Here is a 21,779-nt window from a genome sequence, read left to right as displayed (position 1 = left end):
GGTCACAGCCCCCATGCCGATGCGAGCCACGGGCACGCGGCATGGCACCCTTAGACCTGCGCAGGTCTTGAGAGTCAATACGGACACGGGTTCGACGAGGAGCGGTCACAGTGCAGCGCTGGCGTGGCTTGGAGGACATCCCCGAGGACTGGGGGCGCAGCGTCGTCACCATCGGTTCCTACGACGGGGTCCACCGCGGGCACCAGCTGATCATCCGGCACGCCGTGGACCGGGCGCGTGAGCTGGGCGTCCCCTCGGTCGTCGTCACCTTCGACCCGCACCCCAGCGAGGTCGTCCGCCCCGGCAGCCACCCGCCGCTGCTGGCCCCGCACCACCGCCGCGCCGAACTCATGGCGGACCTGGGCGTGGACGCGATCCTGATCCTCCCCTTCACCACGGAGTTCTCGAAGCTCTCGCCGGCCGACTTCGTCGTCAAGGTCCTCGTCGACAAGCTGCACGCCAAGGCGGTCGTCGAGGGCCCCAACTTCCGCTTCGGCCACAAGGCCGCGGGCAACGTCGAGTTCCTCGTCGAGCAGGGCAAGACGTACGACTTCGAGGTCGAGGTCGTCGACCTGTACGTGTCCGGCGCGGCGGGCGGCGGCGAGCCGTTCTCCTCCACTCTGACCCGGCGTCTGGTCGCCGAGGGGGACGTGGAGGGCGCCGGCGAGATCCTGGGCCGCCCGCACCGGGTGGAGGGCGTGGTCGTACGTGGGGCCCAGCGGGGACGGGAGTTGGGCTTCCCCACCGCCAACGTCGAGACGCTGCCACACACCGCCATCCCCGCCGACGGCGTCTACGCCGGCTGGCTGCACGCCCAGGGCGAGGTGATGCCGGCCGCGATCTCCGTCGGCACCAACCCGCAGTTCGACGGCACCGAGCGCACGGTGGAGGCGTACGCGATCGACCGCGTCGGCCTCGACCTGTACGGGCTGCATGTGGCGGTGGACTTCCTCGCCTATGTGCGCGGGCAGCAGAAGTTCGAGTCGCTGGACGCGCTGCTGAAGGCGATGGCCGTCGACGTGCAGCGCTGCCGTGAGCTGATCGAGGGCGCGGGGGCCTGATCGCCCGATCAAGGACACGAGAAGAGGGCCGGCACCGTGAAGGTGCCGGCCCTCCTTTCGTGTGGGGCTACTGCTGCGGCGGCTGACCCGCGTTGGGGTCGTACGGCGGCTGCGGGAAACCGGGCTGCGGCTGACCAGGCTGGCCCGTCTGCCAGGGCTGGCCGGGCTGGGCGCCGGGGAAGCCCTGGAACGGGGGCTGCTGCGGCTGTCCGGCCGGGGGCTGCGGCTGGCCCGGCATCGGGGGCGCCATGGTGGGCGGCTGGTTGCCGCCCTGCCCCGTCCACAGACCCTGCTCCTGCTGGGCCCGCACGAAGTCCTCGGCCACCATCGTGGCCAGGTCGAAGTACGCCTCCCGGACCTTTGGCCGCATCATGTCGAGGTCGACCTCGGCACCGGCCGCCAGGTGCTCGTCGAACGGTACGACGATCACGCCACGGCAGCGCTGCTCGAAGTGGGTGACGATGTCCTCCACCTTGATCATCTTGCCGGTCTCGCGCACACCCGAGATCACGGTGATGGACCGCGAGACCAGGGACGCGTACCCGTGCGCCGACAGCCAGTCCAGCGTCGTACTGGCGCTGCTCGCGCCGTCCACCGACGGCGTCGAGATGATGATCAGCTGGTCGGCGAGGTCGAGCACCCCGCGCATGGCGCTGTAGAGCAGACCCGTGCCCGAGTCCGTGAGGATGATCGGGTACTGGCGGCCCAGTACGTCGATCGCGCGCCGGTAGTCCTCGTCGTTGAACGTCGTGGACACGGCCGGGTCGACGTCGTTGGCGATGATCTCCAGACCCGAGGGCGCCTGGGACGTGAACCGCCGGATGTCCATGTACGAGTTGAGGTACGGGATCGCCTGGACCAGGTCACGGATGGTCGCGCCGGTCTCGCGCCGCACCCGGCGGCCGAGGGTGCCGGCGTCCGGGTTGGCGTCGATGGCGAGGATCTTGTCCTGGCGCTCGGTGGCGAGTGTCGAGCCGAGAGCGGTGGTCGTGGTCGTCTTGCCCACGCCGCCCTTGAGGCTGATCACCGCGATCCGGTAGCAGGACAGCACCGGGGTGCGGATGAGGTCGAGCTTGCGCTGCCTCTCCTGCTCCTCCTTCTTGCCACCGAGCTTGAACTTCGACCCGCCCGGAGCGGGACGGCTGCTCTTGGCCTTCTGCTTCTTGCTGTTGACCAGCCGGTCCGAGGTCAGCTCGACGGCCGCGTTGTAGCCGAGCGGCGCACCCGCGCCGGCGACCTGCTGCCGCTGGTCGTGCTGGACCGCCGCCGGCCAGGCCGCGCCGGTGCGGGGGTCCACACCGGGCTGGCCCGGAGCGCTCCCGTACGGGTTGGGCGCCTGCGGCTGCGGCTGTCCCGGGAACTGCGGCTGCCCCGGCTGCCCCTGCGGCTGGGCCGGAGGCGGCGGAACAGGCTGGCCGGGCTGCGCGGGGGGCTGGTGCTGGGGATAGCCGTAGCCGCTCTGGCCGGGCTGGGGGGCGGGCGGTTGCGGGAAGCCGTAGCCGCTCTGCGGGTTCTGGGGAGCGGGCGGCTGGGGGTAGCCGTAACCGCCCTGGCCGGGCTGCGGGGCGGGCGGCTGGGGGTAGCCGTAACCGCCCTGCGCCGCCGGAGACCCGGGCTGCGGCGGGGTGGCCGACCAGCCCGAGGGCGCGGGCTGCGGAGCCTGGGGCTGGGTGGGCGCGGGCGGGGTGCCTGGCTGAGCGGCGGGCGGCTGCGGCTGCCCGCCCGTCGTCCACTCCGGGGCCGGCGGCGGCACCGCACCGGAGTCCGCCGACGCGAACTGGGGCGGCAGCGGCGGAACGGCGCCCTGCGGAGCCGGCGGGGGCCGCCAGCCTTCCTGCTGGGCGTCGGGCTGCTCCGGGGCGGGGGCCTGGGGGGCCGGGGGCTGGTCCGGTACGGCCGGCTGGGCGGCCGGGGCCTCGGGCGCGGCGGGCTGCGGCTCGGCGGCGGACTCGGTGTCAGCGTTCGGGGCGGCGGCGGAGGGCGCGGTGGTGTCCGGGGGTGTGGTGGTGTCCGGGGCCTCTGCCGTTGCCGGTTCGGGGGTGGGGGGTGCCTCGGGGGCATCCGTGCCCTGGTCGGCTGCGGTGACGTCGCTGTCGGAGCCGGACGCGGAGGCCTCCTCACCCGGAGCCGGGGCGGCCGGTGCGGCGGAGCCCGCCTCGGACTCCGCGGACTCCGCGGACGCCTCGGCGGTTTCGGCGGGGGCCGGCGGTTCGGGTGCCGTCGGTGCCTCCGCCGACGGGGTCGCGGGGGGCTGCGGTGCGCTCGTCGTCGTAGCGGCGGCGGACGGGGTGTCGGCACGGCCTTCCGCGTCGGCGCCCTGGGCGCTGGACGATGCCGGGGGCGCAGGGGCCACGGGCGGAGCAGGCGCTGCGGGGGCCACGGGAGGTGCGGGAGCCGTCGGAGCCACGGGAGGTGCGGGAGGCGCCGCGGCCGCGGGGGGTGCCGTGGGGGCAGGGGGTTGCGGGTAGCCGTAAGCGCTCTGGGGGTTCGGGGGAGCGGGCGGTTGCGGGTAGCCGTAGCCGCTCTGGGGGTGCGGGGGTGCGGGGGGCTGCGGGTAGCCGTAGCCGGTCTGCGGGTGCGGGGGTGCGGGCGGCTGGGGGGTCGCGCCCGGGGTGCCCGCCCACGGCGGCGGAGGCGGCGGTGTCGTGCCGGGTGCGCCCGTGGACGGGTCGAACTGCGGGCCGGGAGCCGGCGCGCCGACCGGCGATGGTGCGGAACCGGACGTATCGGGGTAGCCGGGGTGGGGTGCAGGCGCGGCGGGGGCAGGGGCGGGCGCCGGTGCCTCGGCCTCGGGCGCCGCGCTCTGCGTGTACCAGGCAGGTGCGGCGTAGTCGATGGTGAACTCGCCCGTCAACTCGGTGGCGGACTCCGCGTCGGACTGGTCGTCGCTGGGCGTGGTCCAGCCCGCGCGCAGCCCGTCCCGATCGCTCTGCACAATTCCTCCTGGTTGGTCGAGCACCCTCGTGCCGGGTGGGCACTCATGTGCCGGGCTGGGGGCGACCGTTCCTGTTGTCCGATCCGACTGAAGTCCCCTGGACGCGAACAACCCACCCGTGGGTTCTTACGTCGCACCCGCATCAAGCGTAAACGCCACGGCCGTCGGCGGGGCAGGCCCGTCCGCTGTGCGCTCGCACGCACCGCGGACCGCCGGCTGCCTCGATGTCGGCCTTGTCGTCCTTGTGGCGGTTGTCTGTCTCTTGAGCCCGGGCCGGTGTGCCTGCTCGGCTACTCGGCCTGCTCCGCCGTGCGTCCGCCGTAGTGCGGTGCGGGCTCCAGGTCGAACTCGCCGTCACGGGCGCCGAGTACGAAGGCCCGCCACTCCGCTTCCGTGTACCGCAGCACGGTGTCCGGGTCCAGGGAGGACCGCATGGCCACCGCGCCCTCGGGGAGGTAGGCGATCTCGACGCGTTCCTCGTGCTCCTCGGTACCGGGCGCGCTGTGCCACTCGACGCCGGAGATGTCGAGGCCGTACAACTCGTCCCGTTCCCGCTCTTTTCGCGCCTTTACATCCGCGTCCGGTGTCTTTGCGGCGATGTTGTCCGCGTCGGTCATGGTCGGCGGGCCCTTTCTCATGAGCGAACCTCGTGCAGGAGCACCCTACTTGGCCTGGGACCCCTCACACGGCGCAACGGTATGGTCACGAACTCGTATGAGGGGCCGGGGCCTTGGCCGAGGCACGAGACCGCCCGTCAGTCCATCCGGCGGGGCGCCCCGAGGAGGCCGGTCTCCGCGTCGGTGGGCTGGGTCATCACGTACTGCCGGCTCTTCTGCGTACACCACAGGGCGACGTTGTCGGAGAGGGACGACAGGGACGCGGCGTCCCCCTGGGGCAACCGCATGGACTTGCCGACCACTTGGGATTCCTGCGGGGAGATCCGCTGTACGCCGACCACGTCCGCGTTGGCCAGCAGCCGGGGCGCGGTCTGGCCGAGGTAGGGGAGCAGGGTCAGCACCGACTGCCAGGGCGCCGTGGTGAGACGGCTGCGCGGCGGACGGATGCCCAGGTCGCGGATGATCAGCACCGGGCTGGCCGGGGACGGGCCCTGCGGGGCGATCCGCCCCACCTGGTGCACCGTCACTGCCTGCTGGCCGCCGCCGGCCGCCTGCGCCATCGGCGCCCACAGCTGCGGACGTGCCGTCTCGACGGCCACGCGCGCGCCTATCGCCGCCGCCCGCAGGGCGATGACCTGGGCCATCCAGGTGCCGCCCACCAGCACCATGTCGAGCCGGGTGGGACGGCACAGCCCCAGCACCGCGGGCTGGTTGTCCTGGTCGATGCCGAGGATCAGACCGTCGTCGCCGACGGGCAGGGACAGCTGCGCCAGCACGCCGGCGTCGACGAGGTGGCGCTCACGCCGGGGGCCGAGCAGACCGAAGGCCGCCCGCAGCCGCCGCTCCGGACCGGGCCGGGCGGGCTCGGGGGAGCGGGGCAGATGGCCGGGACGCTGGCCGGGGAAGCCGGGGTTGTTGGAGGACCCGAAGCCGGAACGGCCCGAGGGACGAACGGTGGGAGCGGACATCAGCGGGTACCTCCCAGCGGCAGGGTGGCCAGAACTCCGGGCAGCTGCTCACGGTCGAGCCGTACGAGACCGACCTTGAACGCGGACGCGGCCCGCTCCAAGTGCTGGGCCGCCTCGCCCAGTTCGTTCTCACCGCGGCCGGTCAGACGTACGTGTCCGGACAGCGCGATGACGTTGCCCCGGCGCCTGCTGATGGTGAGCGAGAAGGTGCTGGCGAGCGTCGGCGCCGAGGTCAGCGCGCCGACCAGCCGGGGGAAGGACGGACCGGCGCCGAACTGCGGCCACCGGGAGATCCAGTACGTGGTGTGCAGCCGGTCGTCGCAGCGCCAGGTACGGGTGGTCTCCGCCGTACGGCGGCCCGAGCGGCTGCCGTCCATCGCGGCACCGCCGGTGGTGGCCATCGGGTTGACACAGCTGGAGGTCGCGATGGCGCCGCAGATGTCCGCCTCGCTCAGCACCTTGGCCTGCATGCCGGCTCCCATGAGACGGCTGGCCAGCTGGTCGGCGACCCGCAGCAGCGCCCGCCGGGCCCCCTGCATACCGCCGCCGCGGGCCTCCACGGCCTCCGGGCACAGCTCCGGGTCCAGCTTGAGCGCGACCCAGGTGATGCGCAGACCCGGCGTCATGCTCTGGGCCTGCAGCGGCCCGTAGGAGCGGACCGCCATGGCCTGCGGGGGCAGGTGCGGGGCGGGCGCGGGCTGGGTGTGCTGGACGACCTGGACCGAGGAGAGCCGGATGTCGTCCACCTCGAGCAGGCCCTGCAGCAGGTCGAGGGGGACGTCCCCGGTGCCGTACGCGGGCCGCAGGGGGGTGTCGGCGGCCTGTACCTGCACCAGTGCGGTGAGGAAGGTGCCGTCGCCGATCATGCCGATCTCGCGCTGCTCACGGTCCTGGAAGCTGTAGGTGCGCAGCGCCGGGTCGCACTCGACGGCCGGGGCGAAGCCGGGGTCGGTGCCGGGCGGCACGGGTTCGGCGTTGCGCTTGCGGCGGTCCCGGAGCGCGCGGGCGGTGCTGAACCACTCGGGCAGCGGGCGGCCGCGCCGACGCAGCAGTCCGGCCAGGACCAGCGGCACGGCCAGCACGATGCCGACGGTGAGGCCGATGGGGCGCAGCAGCCAGCCGATCAGCAGGACGGCGGCGGCCAGTTCGATGCCGACCAGCTGCTGGACGCGGATGGGGCCGATGCTGCCGGGGCGCCGGGCGAGCGACGGCGAGGCCGGACTCGGGGGCGGCGAGGACTGTGCCGGTTCCGGCCCCGGCCCTTGGGTTCCCTGGGTACGACGGCTGCCGTTACGGCGCCGGGACCTGGTCGCAGTGCTCATCCCCCGGTACAACCCCTTTGCATTGTCTGGCCGCGACTTGAGCTGGCGGCGGATCACCGTACCCCGTACCGTACGGTGCGATCGTCACACGGCATAGTAGAGGCCCCTGCAGGAGCAAACGCCACGGAGTACCGGGCGGCCCTGGGGAGTTCCGCATTCGGCAACAAAGCGAAAAAACGGGGAGTTGACCCATCGATGGCGACACGTCGGGATGAGCTGAACGCTTACTCCTTCGCGCGCAGGCGCACGGTGGCGGCCTTTCTTCAGCCGTCACCGCACGGTTCGGAGGAAGCCGCGCCGCGCCCCCTCAAGACGGTCCTGCCGAGTCTCGGTGTGGCGGCGCTGGTGCTCATCGGATTCGGTGCCTGGGGCATGCTCAGCCCGGCCGCGCCGAAGGGCTGGAACGCGCAGGGCAAGAACATCCTCGTCGGCAGCGAGTCGACGACGCGCTACGTGCTGGTGAAGACCAAGGGCGAGGACAAGCTCAGCCTGCACCCGGTCCTCAACCTGGCGTCCGCCAAGCTGCTGCTGAACGGCGAGAACCCCCAGGTCCTGAAGATCAAGGAGTCGGTGCTCGACAACAGCAAGTACCCGATGGGCGCCACCGTCGGCATCCCCTTCGCCCCGGACCGGCTGCCCTCGGCGGACGACGCCAAGACGGCGAAGACCTGGGCGCTGTGCCAGGCCCCGGGGCAGGACGGGCAGCCCGTCAGTGCGACGTACGTGCTGGACAAGAGCGACAACACCAAGCTGTTCGAGAAGAGCGGCGGGCAGTTGAAGCGGAACCAGGTGCTGTACATCGAGGGTCCGACGGACCCGCAGGTCGGGCATGGGCCGCGGTACATGGTCACCTCGGACGGAAGCGCCTACCTGATCGGCGGCAAGACCTGGCGGCTCTCGGGCGACAAGACGTCGTCGAACATCGAGCGCGCCGTGTTCGGCAGCGGAGTGCAGCCGCAGAAGGTCGGCGCGGACTTCATCAAGACGCTGAACATCGTGGGAGACCTCGACTTCCCCACGTTGCAGGATCTGGGGGCGCCGGCGGGATCGGAGGCGCACATCGAGGGCCTCCTTCCCCAGTACTCCAAGGTGGGCCTCGTCCTGGACGCTCCGACCGGCAACACCACGCACAAGTTCATCGTGCTGAAGGACGGAGTCATGCCGGTCTCCGACTTCACGGCGCAGATGTGGCTGTACAACCCCTTCATCAGTGCCGTGTACGGGACCACGAACCCGAAGCCGGTGAAGGTCCTCTTCAACGACATCCAACCGGAGTCCGGCGAGTGGCTGGCGGGGAAGAACTGGCCCGACGAGTTGGTGACCCAGGCCAACACCGTCTATGAGAAGGGCGGCAAGAACACCTCGTGCAGCATCTGGCACGGCGGTGCGAAGAACGAGACGACCGGTTCGGCGCTGATGTCGGTCTGGACCGGCAAGGACTTCCCGAAGGACGTCTCCCAGAGCGGTTCCCGGACCTATGTCTCGCCCGGCAGCGGCCTGCTCTTCAAGAGGATCACGGGCACCGACGCGGGCGGCGGCAGCACCTTCCTGGTGACGGACACCGGCCTGCGCTACTCGATCCCCGCGCGTAACGACAGCGAGGTGACGGGCGGCGAGAAGGCCGACTCCCAGACCCAGCAGACCAACACCTCCCAGGTCCGGCTCGGTTACGGCAAGATCCGCGCGGCGTCGGTCCCGGCGACGTGGGCGGACCTGCTGGCGGCCGGACCGGAGCTCAGCAGCGGCAACGCGGAGCAGGCGCAGGGGTCGTAAGCCCGCTGCTTGGTCCCGTGTCACTCACACTTCACGAACGCACTTGTGAAAAAGGTGAGTTGACTTCATCGCGATCTTGCTACAAGCCCCAACTGATGTTCGCTCTGTCAGCGGATGCGACTAGAGTGGAACCAGACCGGACTGGATACGTCTGCCGCCATTCGGTGACGGCGTTCCGAGTGAGGGTCTACTCAGAACTCCTACGTCTCATGGGGGACACAACATGGCTGGACAGCAGTTCACCATGACCGAGGAGGAGATGGTCGCGTTCAGCGGCAAGATCTCCTCGGTCAACTCCTCGATCCAGGGCGAAATCTCCCGGCTGCAGACCGTAATCGACACGATCACGGGCGGCTGGAAGGGCTCGGCGGCCACCGCGTACAACAACCTGCAGTCGCAGGTGAACCAGGATGCGAACAAGATCAACCAGATCTTGAACGACATCAAGGAAGCGATCGACCAGAGCACCAAGGCCTACGCGGCTTCGGAAGAGGAGCAGCGTGCGTCCATCCAGAACATCGCGGCCTCGTCCCCCTTCGGATGATCGGACCCGTGCGCCACGGTGCACGTCCGTGACCGACCATCCACACATCTGAGGAGACATAGAAGAGATGTCCGGGCAGATTCTTGTAAATTTCGCCACGATCTCCCAGGCCGCGCAGGACGTCCGCAGCACCGCGGGCAAGATCCGTACGCAGCTGGACGAGCTCGAGAGCGGCGTGAAGCGCATCTCCGCCAGCTGGGAAGGCTCGGCGCAGGAGTCCTACCGCGCCAAGCAGGCCGAGTGGGACCAGCGCGCCGCCTCCATGCAGCAGACGCTTGAGGCCATCGCCAAGGCCCTCGACAGCGCCGCCCAGAACTACCAGGCGACCGAGTCGAGCAACGCCAGGATCTGGGGCGCCTGACGTGATCGCTTGATGGGGGCGGGTGCGCGACAGCGTGCTCGCCCCCATCGGCGGTTCGCGGGGCGTGTGGACGTTTGGGCTCATAGCCGGGTTATCGGCTCAAAGGTGGCCACCCGCACAAAGGTGGTCTGCTGGCTCAAAGGTGGTCCGCCGGCTCAAAGGTGGTCCGCTGACTCAGAGTTGATGTTATCGACTCAGAGTTGATGTATCGATTCAGAGTTGGTTCATCGGCTCCTTTGGTGGGTTCATGCGCGCCGTACGGAAACAAAACGGGAGGACGTAACAAGTGGGATCCGGGGCATCGCGCGCCGCGCATCGGAGCGCCGCAGGCACCGCCGCTTTGGCGGTCCTCGCCTGTGGGCTGCCCTTCGCGGGCGCCGCACCGGCAGCCGCCGCGGACCGGGTGCGGACGGTCTTGGCCGACGACGACGTGCGCTTCCAGGTCGACGACACCAGCTGTTCGTTCCCGTCGGACATCATCAAGGGAACACCCTGGTCGCTGCAGCGCGTCGTCCTGGACCAGCTGTGGCAGGACACCAAGGGCAAGGGCGTCAAGGTCGCTGTCATCGACACCGGCGTGGACACCGTCAACGCACAGCTCAAGACGGCCGTCACCAACGGCAAGGACTACCTGCACTCCGGCGGCAACGGCAAGATCGACAAGGTGGGCCACGGCACCAAGGTGGCGGGCATCATCGCGGCCAGGAAGCTCGACGGCACCGGTTTCATCGGCCTCGCGCCGGAAGCGACGATCATCCCGATCCGTCAGAACGACGACCAGGGCAGCGGCAATGTCGGCACGATGATGCAGGCCATCAGGTGGGCGGCCACGCAGGGCGCGAAGGTCATCAACATCTCGCAGGACACCGCGTCGAAGATGGCTCCGTCGGTCGACGCGGAGTTCCGTTCGGCCATCGAGTTCGCCCAGTCGAAGGACGTGCTGATCGTGGCCGCGGCCGGCAACGACGGTGCGGACGGCAAGGTCAAGGAGACGTTCCCGGCGGCTTATCCGGGCGTGCTGGCGGTCGCGGCCTCCGACCGCAACAACGCCCGTGCACCCTTCTCCCAGTCGGGCCCGTTCGTGGGTGTCGCGGCGCCGGGCATCGACATGGTCTCGACCGTCCCGGTGGGCGGCAACTGCGTCGACCAGGGCACGAGTTTCGCGGCCCCGTATGTCTCGGGAGTCGCCGCCCTGATCCGCGCCAAGCATCCCGAGTGGAGCTACAAGCAGGTCATCACCCAGATCGAGCAGACCGCCGACCGGAGCAAGCCGGACCGCGACGACTTCGTCGGCTGGGGCGTCATCGACCCGGCGGCCGCGGTCAACGACGACACGACGGTGCCTTCGGCCGACGGCCCGAAGCCGGACTCGGCCGGCCCCGCGGACGGCTCCGCCGACGTCCAGGCCGCGACCCTGGTCCTCGGCGAGACCGAACAGCAACGAACGGAACGCTACGCGCTGTACGTCCTGGCGGCCGGGTTCGCGCTGGTGCTGCTTCTGTTCGGGGGCGGACGGGTGCTGAGTGACTGGCGGCGTAAGCAGGGTGTGGGTAAGAACGTGGAGTCAACGGGGAGCTGAGTGGTATGGCTGAGCAGTACAAGGTTGATCTTAGTGAGATCGAGGGGACGATCACCAAGCTCAACGGCGTCATCAAGGACATGACGACGTCCAAGTCGAGCTGCATGGGCAACACGTACCTGCCGCAGGGCGCGCTGGGTACGGGCTTCGGTGAGGCCAAGGCGCTGTACGACGCGCACGAAGCGATGAAAGAACGTCTCTACGAGATCGTCGCGCACCTCGAAGAAGTGCTCGACGACTTCGGGCAGAAGACGAAGAGGACGCATGACGCGTTCAGCGACGCTGAGGCGGAGAACTATGCGGCGTTCAACAGGAAGTAACGGGATGTCCTGCTACGTGGTTATGAGGGGGCTGTAGACATGGGCGACAAGGACATCGACGACTTCGAGTACGTCGAGACGAATCAGTGCATTTCTGCGAAGCACACCACGGCTTTCGGGCTCGATTTCGACATGGACCAGATGAAGGCCATGGTCCAGGACGCCGACCCGGCAACCGTGACGAGGGTCGCGCAGGCCTGGGAGGCCCTCAGCAAGGATCTCGTGGGGAGCGGCGGGATCAAGGAGACCCTTGAGACCGCCGTGCAGCATGTCCTCGCCCACTGGGAAGGACAGAGCGCGGACCTGTTCAAGGCGCGGGCACAGGTGATCAGCAAGAAGCTTACCGACAGCGCCAAGTACGCGGACCACACCTCGGTGTCGCTCAAGGGCGCCGCCGCGAAGCTCGATGAGATCCGCCCCGAGGTCCTGGCGATGGAGAAGCCGGGCAAGGTCTCCAGCACGCTCGACTACATCGGCAACATGGGCGACCGCGACGACTCGGGCGCGAACAACGCCCTCAAGAGCGGCGCCAGTTCGCAGTCGGCCCTTGACGACAACGCGGGCAGCCTGTCGGAGGGGCGCGAGGCGCAGCTGCGGATGGCTGTGAAGATGGAGGCGTTGGGGGCGGCTTATAACAGTCGGGCTGCGGAGATGGGGCAGTGGAAGCCCTCGCCGAAGCCGGGTACAGGCACAATCAGCGATGGTGATGATTGGCCGGGTGATCCAGGTGGCGTTGCACCCGCTCCTGTAATCGTGCCGACGGAGACTGCTCCTCGAAGCCCAAGAGCCGTAGCCTCAAGCACCGCTCCTAGGGGCCAGGTTGGCACGATTGGCTCATCGAAGCCTGTTGCTCCGCCCTCGGGTATCACGGGTGGTGCACATAAGCCGACCACGACGCAACCTCAAGTCACTACTGCGATTGACGGCGTGTCCGGTGGTCGCGCAGGTGCGCCTTCGCCTGGTGGCATCGGCAGTGTCGGTGGTGGATCCGCTAGCGGAGGTGGCGTCGGAGGAGGCGCTGTTTTTGGCGGCGGCGCGGTTGGCGGGGCGGTTGGAGCCGGTGCAGCCCGCGGTGGCATGGTCGGTGGTGCCGGGGCTGCAGGTACGGCAGGTCGTGCTGGCGCAGGCGGCGTGGGCGGCGCAGGTGCCGCCAAGGGCGCAACCGGACGTGTCGGAGGATCGGCTCGTGGGGGCGTAGTCGGTGGCACGCCGAAGTCCGGTGCGGGCGCGGGCAGGGGCACTGCCGGTGGGTCGGGTCTGCACAGCAGCCGCGGTGCCGCAGGAAAGGGAGCCAGCGCTGTCCGTAAGGGGGGCATCGCAGGCGCCCCCGGTTCACGCACTGGCCGACGCAAGGAAGACGAACAGCACGAGGGCGAGCGTCCCGACTACCTGGTCGAGGACGAGGAGACGTGGACCCCGCAGACCAACGCGGCCCCTCGAGTGATTGAGTAGTCGCTCAGTGCTTACGGGCACGTGACAAGATGCGTGGGCGTGACTTCCGGGCCACGCCCACGCTCGGCACTGGGAGAGGGAAGACGGAAAATGGCCTTCAGGCGAACGACGTGCGCACTGAGCGCCACGGCATTGACTGGCGCGCTGGTCCTGGCAATGGCTCCCGCTGCTTCTGCCGACCAGACCAGACAGGCTCAGTGGGCTCTGCAGACGCTGCAGGCCGAGACCGCGTGGAAGATCTCCGAAGGTAAAGGTGTCACCGTTGCCGTAATTGACACTGGTGTGAATGCCGAACATGTGGACCTGCAGGGAAACGTTCTAAAAGGGAAAGACTTCAGTGACGGCGACGATGATGCATCGCCGGACACTTCTGAGGAGGACCCTTCACACGGAACTGAAATGGCCGCAATTATTGCTGGCCATGGCCACGGATCAGGCGACGCCGATGGCGTAATGGGGCTGGCTCCAGAATCCAAGATTTTGCCGATTAGGGACAACACCGACCGCGACTTCAGTTTTGCCGATGAAATTCGCTACGCGGTGGACCAGGGTGCCTCAATCATCAACATTTCGGGATTCACTACCAAAGATGGTGCAGCAGACCGAGAAGCCATTGCCTATGCACTGGAACGGGATGTCTTGGTCGTCGCAGGTGCCGGAAATCAGAATAAGGACCCGCTGATCCAGTACCCTGCAAAATATCCTGGCGTCCTGGCCGTTGGGGGAGTGACGCAGGATGGGGCGATTTGGGAAGGTTCAAACACTGGACCGGAGGTCCTGCTGTCGGCCCCTGCTACTCGGATCGTAAGCGCTGGGTGGCCTGGAGATAAGCTCCGCATCTCAGACGGAACTTCGAACTCAACCGCATTCGTTTCCGCCGCAGCAGCTCTGTTGCGATCGAAGTATCCAGATCTGACAGCAGGGCAGATCGCGAATCGCCTTGTCAAGACCGCCGTCCTTCCCTCTTCGGCCAAGGGTATCTCCCTTCCTAACGAGAAGTACGGCTACGGCGAAATTCGTCCGCTGGCTGCATTGACGGATAATATCCCTGTTGGCTCGAAGTATGGACCGCTCAAGGTTTCTGGAACAGGATCTGAAAGCCCGTCTGCTGCCGCGACTGCTGGCTCGTCCAAGACCGAAGACTCTGCAGAACAAGAAAAGGCAGACCAGAAGCAAATGCTTTTCTTCGTGGTCCTTGGCATTGTCGCCCTGGTCGTGATCGGCCTCATCGTTCTCCTGATTGTGAAGCTGTCCCGACGCAACAAGAACAACAACGGTGGGCCTGGCGGCCCGGGTGGCTATCCGCAGTACGGTCAGCAGCCTGCCCCGCCGCAGCAGAATCCTTACCAGCAGCAGATTGCGCCGCAACAAAACCCGTACCAGCAGCAGCCCACGCCGCCACACAGCCAGTGGCCGCCGCAGCAATAGTAGGCCCGGGCATCAGCGGGACTCATCTGATCCGAGTATCCGTGGGCGCAATGACGACCAGTTCGTCATTGCGCCCACGCTGCTGTTATGCCCCAGGACGGTCAGACTTCGTATCGCGCGCCGGCTGATTGACGCGAGGTGCGCCTCCTGATCGCCGTGCTCGCTATGGCCTGGTGCTGTTGCTATCACCGGCCGGCGCTCAATATGTACGTCCTCGTGTCCTGGCCGTCGTGTAAGCGTGCGCTCGGGTGGCAGCTCCCGAGTACCCGGGCGTACGACGGGACGCGTACTCAGCGCTCGCCTCTGGATCGCCGGGAAGACGGTGAGGGCCTTGGGTTGTGATGGGCAGGGCTCGGCGCACGCCGGGCAGCGCCGGCCTCATGGAGGTTGAATCCCCGTTGCTGACCCAACTTCATCGGCAGCAGGAGTGGTGATCTCTGCTACGAAGCCTTGGAATGAAGATAGATCAACTTGCAGGGGAAGCCTTGTCGTCAGCTTCGAAGTTGAAGTTGATCTGGTCTCCCTCAACGGAGGAGACGGTGACCGTCACGCCCAGGGTGCTTCCATCGCCCGTCGTCAGTGTGCACCGGGTGGTGGTACCAGCCTTACCGGTGAGATCCTCGGGGCAGGTGACGTCTGGCGTCGGCTGGCCTGTTGTGGCAGCGAGCTTCTTCGCGAGTGTGGTGGCCAGTTTATCCGCAGACAGTTTGGGCTCAGACTTTTCAACGTTGGCCGTGGCCGAGCAGCCGACGAGGAGCATGCTGGCGGTTACGGCTGAAATGACTGCAGTTGTTACGAGAGGCCGGGGCATGGCCATGGGGGCTCCGATCCAGGTGATCGAGAAAAGGGATGCGCGAGAAGCACGCTTGTCAGTTGGATATCAGCCTGAACGGAGGACTTGCTCCATGCATTCTTCAGTTTAGCTGGCTTGACATCGGCGGGCTGGTTCCACGAAGAGTGCCTGTCCTTGCGAAACGCCGCCTCCGGCGAAGAGTGTTTCTACGAGAAGGCGGGTCTTTCCTGCATTCTTACAGCTTGCCGGAGATGACACCGCGCCAGATCCAGCCGGACTTCAGAACGACGTTCTGTAGAGGGTCCTTCAAGTCGTTGCTGTCGAAACTGAAGGTCTCTTCTCGGTTGCCTTCCTCGTTTCTGCTGAGCGTCCGCTGCTTTGAGACGGTCCTCACCTGACCACGCTGGACCTCGGCTGCCACGGCGAGCCGGGGTGTGTCGCCGACCCAGTCAACCTCGAATTGCTGGTCGAGGGTACGGACTTCGCATTTCTCCGGGACCAGACGCATATGGACCTTGAACACTCGGCTCAGCTGAGTGCGAACGAAGAAGGTTCGCCAGGCGGGTTCCATGAGACGCCATTCGGCTACCAGGTCCGCGCCCTCCTCGTGGCCAGCCCGGATGACGTATGGAACGTCAGGGCTGTTGAGGCTGAGCAGAGCCGTTTGAACCTCATCAGCGGACAGCGGGGTAATGCCGTCGACGGGGCGTTTCGTTCCGGTCAGCTTGTCGAAAAGTCCCATGATCTCAATCTATGAGGGTGTGAGTTGCATGTGCAAGGTGGGCTGCGGCTACGATACCGCCCTGGTGCCCGGCCGGACCGTACGCACAAAGTCTTCGAAGTCACCCAGGAGGGTGTGGTGTTGGGCCGCGCTGGACGTCAAGACCAGCCGGATCACTGCCCGTTTGTGTGGGTCTGTGACGTCCAGCAGAGACAAGTACACCTGAGCCTGGACGAGGTCGCGAGGCACGCCGCTGACAGTGGCAGAGATGGCCAGTTTCTGGATGAGGCCAGGTACCTCCGTAGAGCCCATCTCACGCCGGTCAGTGAGTTCGACCACCGCACCGGCCTTGCGCACTCGTGCCACCGAGCTGTCGGCGATTTCGCGAAGCGTCGCCGCGTCCGGCCGGTACTCGCCGTCGATCGTGATGTTCGCGGTGAATCCGGCGTCAGGCTGAGGATGCAAAGCGATGAACGCCGTATCAGGCGCACCAACATCGTCTGGCGGCGCGGCAAGCCAGCCGTCCGGCAGCTCGAACTCGATCGGTACGGGCAGAGTCGTGGCCATCTCGGTCTCTCCTTGCTACTGCTTGGTACCTGGGGTTACCGGTTCCCTGGAAGAGTGGGGCTGCGGAGTCCGGCGTCAGAACAGACGGCCAAGCCCGTTGGCGATGTCACCAATCGTGTCTCCGACCTTCCCCGGGTCGACGGTGAACTCATAGCCCACGGCGCCACCCAGGCCCAGAGCGGCACCATAATGCGTATCGATCTTCCACTTGCCGTCTTCGGCCTTACCGAGGGCCGCTTCCGCTTCATAACCGACACCGGCCCAGCCCTCTGCCGTCGCGCCCGCTCCGATACCGCCGACGTCCGCTCCGACGGCACCGCCGCCCTTCGCCCCGGCGAACGCGTCCGTGGTCAGGGTCAGGCCCTCGCGGTTGGCAGTCGCAGTGGACGTCACCTCGGCGCCCGCCTTGCCTTCTGCCCGGCCGTAGACACCGACGGGACCGACATAGGCGCTGCCCTTGGCTGAGGCCTCCCCGCCGGCGAAGGCACTGGCCCCGAACTGGCCCCCCTCATTGTTGAAGCCGCTGTTCAACCCTGCCTTGGCTCCGGCGTACGCCTCGGCCTCCCCCGCGAGTTTGAAGATGCCGTTGGTGAGCGAGCCCTCTGCGCTCGCGCGGCCGAGGTCGGCATGTGCCTCGGCCTCACCCAGGCTGCCAGCCCCGGTGTCGGGGCCGTTGGCCAACGCTCCGACGCCGAGGCCGGAAGTTTCGGCCTTGCCCTCAGCGACCCAGCCGTCGGTCTTCACGTCGGTGGTGTCTTTCTTCTTCAGTTCGGCCGCGCGGGTCGTTGCGGCGTCATCGAGGGAGACGACGGCCTTCGAGTTGAAGCCACTTCGGCTTGTGCCGAGGTCGCGGCGAAGCGCCCAACAGGCCGTCTCGTCGGCCTCGGCGGCAAGCTGTAGGACGGCTTCGACACGGCGGACGAAGGCATCGCATGCCTGCTGCTGTTCGCGGATGAGGGCCTGGCCGTCGGGATCGTGACGGGCACCGCCGTCCTGCGAGAGGTTGTGGCGTGGACTGATTACGCCGGTGCCGCTGACGTGCAAGTCCTGATTCGGGGCGTCGACGTCGGCGAGATGATGGAGGTCGGCCTTGGCTTTTTGGAGCTCTGCATGAAGTGAGGCAAGGACACCAGCGATGCCCTTCGCCTCGTTGTGAGCGTCTTCGAACTCCTGGTGGGCAGCGCGTACGTCGTTGTTCGCCTTCCCCGCCGTCAGCACGGGCTGGGTCCAGCCGGCCCTTCGGAAGGGCCGAGCCACCTGGTCATCGTACGAGGTGTGCAGATCTTTGAACTTGGTGGCCGTCTCCTGCCAGCGGTCAGCGGCGGCCTTCAGGTTGCTGAGGTTGAGGTGGTACAGCTGCTCATAGGTGGGCATGGCTGTGGTGATTCCCCCGTGGCGTGATGTGTTCGTCGGACCGGTGACTCTGGTGGCTGATGGATCTGGGGCTAGCTCAGCCGAAGGGGGAGGGCTTGCTGGACAGCGCGTGCATGGCCTGCGTGTTCGTCTCTTCGGTGCGCTGGTAGAGCATGCCTGTACCGCCGCATTGACTGGCGAGGCTGTCGCAGTCGGTTGCTAGCGCAGATACCTGACTTGACCAGACTTCCGCCAGTCCGGTCAGCGTTCCGCCCAACCCACCATCCCAGTTGCCACTGTTGAAATCCCTGGACGCCGAGCGGGTTTCGCCCACGGGGTGAGTGCCGACGGTTCGTGTTCGACTCGCCATCTCCTGCGCGCCGACGCCGGCCCGATTCAGGGCTGACGGATCGTCGATGCCCGTTCCGATTGACATGATCTATCCCTAATGTCGACTCTTTTGAAGATGGTGCAAAAAATCTAGTCAAGTGGTGCGGACCGGGTTGCCCGTGGAGACGGGGACGGCCGGCAGGGGCGTCGGCGATTTCCGCTAGTGGAGCGGACGTAGATTCCTCAAGGGGCGCTGGTACGGTCGGGCCCGCTGTTGGATACGTCTGGTCACCGCAATTGGTCGAGGAAGGTGCGCCAAGCGTCGCGGCTGACTACAAGCAAAGGGCCCCCGGGGCGCTTGCTGTCGCGGACGGGGAGTACGGCGACGAAGCCGTCGGCGACCTCCACGCAGTTGCCCTGCCCACCGCTGTAGCTGCTTGCGCGCCACGCTGCTCCCGCGAGGACGGTCGGTATGTGGTCTTCACGGTTCAACTTCGGTACTCCTTCGCGATGCGATGGATCAGCGCGAGCGATTCCGTCGGCGGTAGCGCAGTGGTGCGTGCGTCGTCGAAGAGAGCCCGGTAGTAAGCGACTTCAGCTTCCTGTTCCACCCAGATGTTGCCTGACGGGGTCTCCGTGAGTACGAGATCGAGCGAGGCGACCCGTGGGAAGCTCAACACCAGGTACGGACCGAACATACCCGAGTGTGCACCGCGCGCGAACGGCATGACCTGGACGGTGATGTTGGGCAGTTCCGCCATCGTGAGCAGGTGCTCCAGTTGAGTGCACATCACCGACTGACCCCCGACATGCTGACGTAGGACCCCTTCGGCCAGTACTGCCCAGAGCTCGAGAGGAGTCGTGTCTGTCAGCCGTCGCTGACGGGCCAGTCGTACCTCGACGAACCGGTCAATCTGCTCGGCCGTCTGCCAAGCGCGCGACGCGACCGTGACCGCGCGCCCGTACTCGGCCGTCTGCAACAGCCCGGGAACGAGCTGGACTTCGTATGTCCGAACGCGCTCGCAGATCGCTTCCAGCTCGATCTGGTCCCGGTAGGAGTCACCGAGCACGGAACCGTACTCATGCCACCAGCCGTCACGCCGGCGCCGGTTGGCCTTCCGGGCCAAGGAGGTGAGGCGATCGCGCGTCTCCGGGTTCTCGACCTTGTAGGCGCGCATCAGGGCTTCCAGATCTGGTGCGCGGACCGGCACATGGCCGTTCTCCAGACGGCTGATCTTTCCCTTGGTGCAGTCAAGCACTTCGGCGGCCTCTGCCATGGAGACTCCTGCGGCTTCACGGAAGCGCTTGAGCTCGTCGCCGAGTTGCCTGCCGAGGACGGTGGACGGTTTCACAGACGGCATGTGCAACTCCCTATCAGCCGATGCCCGTCGAGAAGCAGGCCTTTACTCGAAAGAGTGAAGAGAGCTGCTGAAGCTCTGTGCAATTTTGCACGGAGCCTACGCTGCGAGAGCCGGTTGGGCTGAGCATGGGGTCCACGCCCATAGCCCGGGGTAACGCGTATCAGCTACGAACTCCAGGGGTCGCTTTGGCGATGCAGCCCGAGCCATCAGATGCTCACGAGATCACTTGCCGCCTTCCTCGTCACCGCAGCACTGTCCCGAGACCGCGAGCACTGCTTTACGCCACAGTTGTTGGCTGGGGTGTCGATCAAGACGTTCTCGACACAGCGGAGTTGGTGCTGTCAGAACTGGTGACCAACGCTCTGCGGGCACGGGCACCAGGGGACCGCCAAGTCGGTCTGCGCATCGCCCACTTGAGGGAGGAAGCGCTGCTACGGCTGGAGGTGAGCGATGCAGGGGAGGGCCTGCCAAGGGTGCGGCACCCCGGTGAGGATGAGATCGGCGGGCGTGGGCTGATGCTGGTGGACGCGCTGACCTACCGCTGGGGCGTACAAGAACGCGAAGGCGGGATCGGGAAGACGGTGTGGGCGGAGATCAAAGCCCCGGTCTGAGGCCGCGGAGTCAGAAAGGCATCCACTGGCCCCTGCTGGAGCCAAGGATTCGGACCGTCGCCCCGTCGGATGCGAGCGCCAGGCTTCGCAAGAGCTCGGCGATCACCCCGCAGTAGTCCTCCCATGTGATCCGTGCTGGGGGTCCTGAAGGTGATCACCATCAAGTCCTGTGCGCCAGGCACTCTTTCGCCTGGAACTGGGACGAAGGCCTGGATCAGGCCGACCTCGACCGCGACCAGGTCGGCGTCCTCCGGGGCGCCGTCTCGGATGACGTAGGGAGGTCGGGTCGGTTGAGGCCGAGCAGTGCTGTCCGTACCTCCTTCGCCCAGGCCGATGCGACATCGTCGGCTGGGTGCTGGGTTCTGGTCAACTTGTCGAAGAGTCCCATCGGATCAATTTTCGAGCACGGCGCCGGGGTGTTTGAAGAGCACCCGTAATGGTTCCGCGTGGAGCGGAGAATCTCGGTGGGTTGTGTGAAGTGTTGGTGGTCATGGGGTGGGGATATCGCTGTGATTCACTGCCTGTTCGAGCGTGCGGCTGTCTGTCGCTGTTCCTTTGCTGTTTCTTGTGTCGGGCGGGCCGACTCCGGCGATTAGACTCTGTCTTCGCTTGCTCGCGAGTTCCGGTAAGCTGCGACGGCCCTATCGGTGTTGAGGTGCGTGCGATATCCCTGAGGGTTTCGGGCTATGACTCCGCCGGTGGGGAACCGAGTTGAATTGTCGGGCGATTGCTGTTGAATGATCACCTCAGTTCGCCCGCAAACGAATATCTACGGGGTATCCATGCAGAAGCACAACCTTTCCATTCGGCATGCCGTCACCGCGGTCGCCTGTACCGCCGCTCTGGTGTCTCTCACCGCCTGCAACAGCGACAGCGATGCCGCGGAGTCCGCAGCCGGTTCCACGCCGTCCACGGTCGGGTCCGCCAGTCCTGCCGCAGAGCCGAACGGAATCGAGAAGCTCTCCGCCAAGGAGATCTACGACACCGGCATGAAGGCCAATGCCGCGGCGGGATCCTTCCACGAGAAGATGGAGCGTGAGGGCACCAAGAGTGATCTGCGGCTCTCCGCCACGGAATGTGCTGGCACTGTCGAACTCTCCGGGAAGGGTTCCTTCGAGATCATCCGCAAGGGGAAGGATATCTGGGCCAAGCCCGACTCGACGTTCGCCAAAGGCATGAACTCGGCCATCGGTGAGACCGCGTTGTCCGCTGACAAGTGGGTCCATGGGACATCGAGCAACGCACTGATGGCGAAGCTCGCCTCCTGGTGCCACTCGGAGCAGATCACCGCCCCCGACACGCTCGACGCCGACACCAAGGCCACCAAGGGCAAGGTCAGCACGGTGGACGGCCAGCAGGCGGTGGCGGTCGTACTGGCGGAGAAGGGTGAGTCCGTCACGTGGTACGTGGCGACCACCGGCAAGCCGTACTTCATCAAGCAGGACAGCACCCGTTCCGACATGCAGGACCTCGCGGACTCCGACTTCGGTACGTCTGTGGGCGCGAAGGCGCCGACCGGTGCGGTCGTGGCGGCGCCGAAGTTGTGATCCGCGGCGAGTGAAGGGCGGCTCGGCGGGCGGGTGTCCGTCGGGCCGTTCGCGTTCGCGTCTCACGGTCCGGTGAACGGTGGTCCACGCAGAGGAAGATCCGGTATCTTTCGGCCTGCTTGATTGGCATGTCCGT

Annotated in this window: 21 protein-coding genes; 10 read left to right on the top strand and 11 right to left on the bottom strand. The window is 67.1% G+C overall.

Features of this window, described 5'->3' with window-relative positions:
- Positions 1 to 110: 110 nt before the first annotated feature.
- Complete coding sequence (locus AB0D34_RS19595; RefSeq protein ID WP_362663046.1) at positions 111 to 1,061, top strand: bifunctional riboflavin kinase/FAD synthetase; 951 nt, start codon at positions 111 to 113, stop codon at positions 1,059 to 1,061.
- A 67-nt stretch (positions 1,062 to 1,128) separates the two neighbouring features.
- Here the strand turns inward: AB0D34_RS19595 and AB0D34_RS19590 are convergent, their stop codons facing one another.
- The 4 genes from AB0D34_RS19590 to eccE form a co-directional block, all read right to left on the bottom strand.
- A complete protein-coding gene (locus AB0D34_RS19590) occupies positions 1,129 to 3,996 on the bottom strand; it encodes an SCO5717 family growth-regulating ATPase (protein ID WP_362663045.1) in 2,868 nt (955 codons plus the stop codon).
- Between the two features lie 290 nt (positions 3,997 to 4,286).
- Entirely contained in the window at positions 4,287 to 4,613 is a 327-nt protein-coding gene (locus tag AB0D34_RS19585; RefSeq protein WP_362663044.1) for a DUF397 domain-containing protein, read from the bottom strand.
- A gap of 137 nt (positions 4,614 to 4,750) precedes the next feature.
- A complete protein-coding gene (locus AB0D34_RS19580) occupies positions 4,751 to 5,581 on the bottom strand; it encodes a hypothetical protein (RefSeq protein WP_362663043.1) in 831 nt (276 codons plus the stop codon).
- A complete protein-coding gene (gene eccE, locus AB0D34_RS19575; RefSeq protein WP_362663042.1) occupies positions 5,581 to 6,903 on the bottom strand; it encodes a type VII secretion protein EccE in 1,323 nt (440 codons plus the stop codon). The genes AB0D34_RS19580 and eccE overlap by 1 nt, the downstream gene beginning before the upstream one ends.
- 195 nt (positions 6,904 to 7,098) lie before the next feature.
- Between eccE and eccB the strand changes: the two genes are divergently transcribed.
- The 7 genes from eccB to mycP (AB0D34_RS19540) all read left to right on the top strand — a co-directional run bounded on the left by eccB (position 7,099) and on the right by mycP (AB0D34_RS19540) (position 14,360).
- Positions 7,099 to 8,676, top strand: a complete 1,578-nt coding sequence (eccB, locus tag AB0D34_RS19570; protein WP_362663041.1) for a type VII secretion protein EccB — start codon at positions 7,099 to 7,101, stop codon at positions 8,674 to 8,676.
- A 223-nt stretch (positions 8,677 to 8,899) separates the two neighbouring features.
- Positions 8,900 to 9,220, top strand: a complete 321-nt coding sequence (locus tag AB0D34_RS19565) for a WXG100 family type VII secretion target (protein ID WP_007385064.1) — start codon at positions 8,900 to 8,902, stop codon at positions 9,218 to 9,220.
- A 67-nt stretch (positions 9,221 to 9,287) separates the two neighbouring features.
- A complete protein-coding gene (locus AB0D34_RS19560) occupies positions 9,288 to 9,581 on the top strand; it encodes a WXG100 family type VII secretion target (RefSeq protein ID WP_362663040.1) in 294 nt (97 codons plus the stop codon).
- Positions 9,582 to 9,867: 286 nt separating this feature from the next.
- Entirely contained in the window at positions 9,868 to 11,160 is a 1,293-nt protein-coding gene (mycP, locus tag AB0D34_RS19555) for a type VII secretion-associated serine protease mycosin (protein WP_362663039.1), read from the top strand.
- A gap of 5 nt (positions 11,161 to 11,165) precedes the next feature.
- Entirely contained in the window at positions 11,166 to 11,480 is a 315-nt protein-coding gene (locus tag AB0D34_RS19550) for a hypothetical protein (protein ID WP_362663038.1), read from the top strand.
- Between the two features lie 39 nt (positions 11,481 to 11,519).
- Positions 11,520 to 12,932, top strand: coding sequence for a hypothetical protein (locus AB0D34_RS19545; RefSeq protein ID WP_362663037.1), 1,413 nt, complete (start codon positions 11,520 to 11,522; stop codon positions 12,930 to 12,932).
- Between the two features lie 90 nt (positions 12,933 to 13,022).
- Entirely contained in the window at positions 13,023 to 14,360 is a 1,338-nt protein-coding gene (mycP, locus tag AB0D34_RS19540) for a type VII secretion-associated serine protease mycosin (RefSeq protein WP_362663036.1), read from the top strand.
- Between the two features lie 466 nt (positions 14,361 to 14,826).
- On the opposite strand, the gene AB0D34_RS19535 is transcribed toward mycP (AB0D34_RS19540), so the two are convergent.
- The 7 genes from AB0D34_RS19535 to AB0D34_RS19505 form a co-directional block, all read right to left on the bottom strand.
- Positions 14,827 to 15,177 (bottom strand): DUF4333 domain-containing protein, encoded by a 351-nt coding sequence (locus AB0D34_RS19535; RefSeq protein WP_362663035.1) that lies wholly within the window; start codon positions 15,175 to 15,177, stop codon positions 14,827 to 14,829.
- A gap of 211 nt (positions 15,178 to 15,388) precedes the next feature.
- Entirely contained in the window at positions 15,389 to 15,895 is a 507-nt protein-coding gene (locus AB0D34_RS19530) for a hypothetical protein (protein ID WP_362663034.1), read from the bottom strand.
- 48 nt (positions 15,896 to 15,943) lie between these two features.
- Positions 15,944 to 16,441, bottom strand: a complete 498-nt coding sequence (locus AB0D34_RS19525; RefSeq protein WP_362663033.1) for a hypothetical protein — start codon at positions 16,439 to 16,441, stop codon at positions 15,944 to 15,946.
- 75 nt (positions 16,442 to 16,516) lie between these two features.
- Positions 16,517 to 17,815 carry a hypothetical protein gene (locus AB0D34_RS19520; protein ID WP_362663032.1) on the bottom strand — a complete coding sequence of 433 codons (1,299 nt, stop codon included), beginning with the start codon at positions 17,813 to 17,815 and terminating at the stop codon, positions 16,517 to 16,519.
- Between the two features lie 76 nt (positions 17,816 to 17,891).
- Positions 17,892 to 18,230 carry a hypothetical protein gene (locus AB0D34_RS19515; protein ID WP_362663031.1) on the bottom strand — a complete coding sequence of 113 codons (339 nt, stop codon included), beginning with the start codon at positions 18,228 to 18,230 and terminating at the stop codon, positions 17,892 to 17,894.
- Positions 18,231 to 18,412: 182 nt separating this feature from the next.
- On the bottom strand, positions 18,413 to 18,616 hold the full coding sequence (locus AB0D34_RS19510) for a DUF397 domain-containing protein (protein WP_362663030.1): 204 nt from the start codon (positions 18,614 to 18,616) through the stop codon (positions 18,413 to 18,415).
- The gene (locus tag AB0D34_RS19505; RefSeq protein WP_362663029.1) at positions 18,613 to 19,485 is read right to left on the bottom strand and encodes a helix-turn-helix transcriptional regulator; all 873 of its coding nucleotides are present in this window, start codon (positions 19,483 to 19,485) and stop codon (positions 18,613 to 18,615) included. Before AB0D34_RS19505 ends, AB0D34_RS19510 begins: the two co-directional genes overlap by 4 nt.
- A gap of 125 nt (positions 19,486 to 19,610) precedes the next feature.
- Here AB0D34_RS19505 and AB0D34_RS19500 point away from each other — a divergent pair, with 125 nt between their 5' ends.
- Entirely contained in the window at positions 19,611 to 20,096 is a 486-nt protein-coding gene (locus AB0D34_RS19500) for an ATP-binding protein (RefSeq protein ID WP_362663028.1), read from the top strand.
- Between the two features lie 782 nt (positions 20,097 to 20,878).
- Positions 20,879 to 21,643: a hypothetical protein gene (locus AB0D34_RS19495; RefSeq protein WP_362663027.1), complete on the top strand. Its 765-nt coding sequence runs from the start codon at positions 20,879 to 20,881 to the stop codon at positions 21,641 to 21,643.
- Positions 21,644 to 21,779 lie beyond the last annotated feature (136 nt).

Origin of the sequence: Streptomyces sp. NPDC048420, from assembly GCF_040651535.1 — a bacterium.
Classification (GTDB): Bacteria; Actinomycetota; Actinomycetes; order Streptomycetales; family Streptomycetaceae; genus Streptomyces.
This window is presented reverse-complemented; position numbering and strand designations above follow the sequence as displayed.